This is a genomic window from Lactobacillus kitasatonis DSM 16761 = JCM 1039 (assembly GCF_000615285.1).
Taxonomy (GTDB): Bacteria; Bacillota; Bacilli; order Lactobacillales; family Lactobacillaceae; genus Lactobacillus; species Lactobacillus kitasatonis.
On the sequence record NZ_BALU01000031.1, the window covers coordinates 1 to 1,330 of the forward strand.

Genomic DNA, 1,330 nt, shown 5'->3' on the forward strand with positions numbered 1-1,330 from the left:
ATCCTTAAGATCTGAAGCTCTTACGAAGTAGTTAGCCTTTGGAGTTACAATTCTGTAGAATTGAGTGTCTTGGCCGTTCAACTTAGCAGTTACAACTGAGCCAAATACCTTAACTTGTGAACCAGTAGGGATGGTCTTAAGACCAGTAGCTTGAGTTGCAACACCGTTGTTAATTGCGTATACAGGTGCGTTGTTAACAACAGTCATAACCTTACCGTTAATGTCTGAAACGATAACTGGAACAGTTTCAGTAGTGGTCTTGTTAGCTGCGTTAGTAGCCTTAACAGTTACGTTGTAAACGCCAGCCTTAGTCAAGTCAACCTTGTCGCCTGAGTAATCAGCATTGATCCAAGCCTTAGTTGATGAGTTTGCGTCAGCTCTTAAGTAGTCGTATGGGTTCCAAGCTGAGTTGTTGCCAAGATCGTTTTGTGAAACGATGATAGGTCTAATGTAACCACCTGGAGTTCTAACTGGTTCCCATGAACCGTTGTAGTTACCCATAATTACTGGACTTACAGTGTCAGGAGCGTATGAGTTTTGGAATACAACGTTTGCAGTAGCACCGTTAAGAGCCTTTACGTTAATAGTAAATTGGGTTGAACCTGGCTTAAATGAAGCCTTGTCACCTGAACCAGTTACAGTGAAACCTGCGTGACGTAATTGTGAAATAAGGTTGTCGTCTGAAGTTGCGTTGTTCCAAACGTTCTTGCTCCAGCTTGCCTTTTCATTCTTGTTATTACGTAAAGTCAATACGTTTTCAATAGCAACCTTTAATTCAGCAAGGGTTACGCTTGAACGCATGTTACCTTTACCGTTGATGAATAATACATTGTTTTGATCGTTGTTAGCAACAACAGTAGCATCGTTAGCTAATTCACGACCGTCCCAACGTGCAAAGTAAACGCTTGAGTCAACACCTTCATTACTTACAGCAGGTTTTTCAGTAATGTTGTAGTTAACAGTTACAGTGAAAGTAATAACGTCGTTATCTGAGTCAGCCTTAGAAGCAAGTTGAGTCTTCTTGTTCCAGAACATGCCATTTGAGGTTGAACCATTTGCAGAAATAGTACCGTTCTTCCAGTTCTTGTTGTTAGCTACCTTGAAAGTAACGGTTTGTTTGTTGGCGTGAATTTCACCAGCATGTACATCATAAAGGTAAACACTACCTTTTGCGTTAAGTGATTCACCAACTTGTTCAGTTAAAGCATCTTGAACAGCTTGGTTAAATGTTGGTTGTGTACCAGCTGTTACATTAACATCTAATGAACCAGCATCTGCAGTGTTGTCGCTTTTAACAGTAGTGTATGCATTAACAGCGGCTTGTGCAGTA

General features: G+C 40.8%; 1 protein-coding gene. It reads right to left on the bottom strand.

The features are described from left to right. On the bottom strand, window positions 1-1,330 hold a 1,330-nt coding region (locus JCM1039_RS12355), incomplete at both ends, for a hypothetical protein (RefSeq protein ID WP_034533206.1).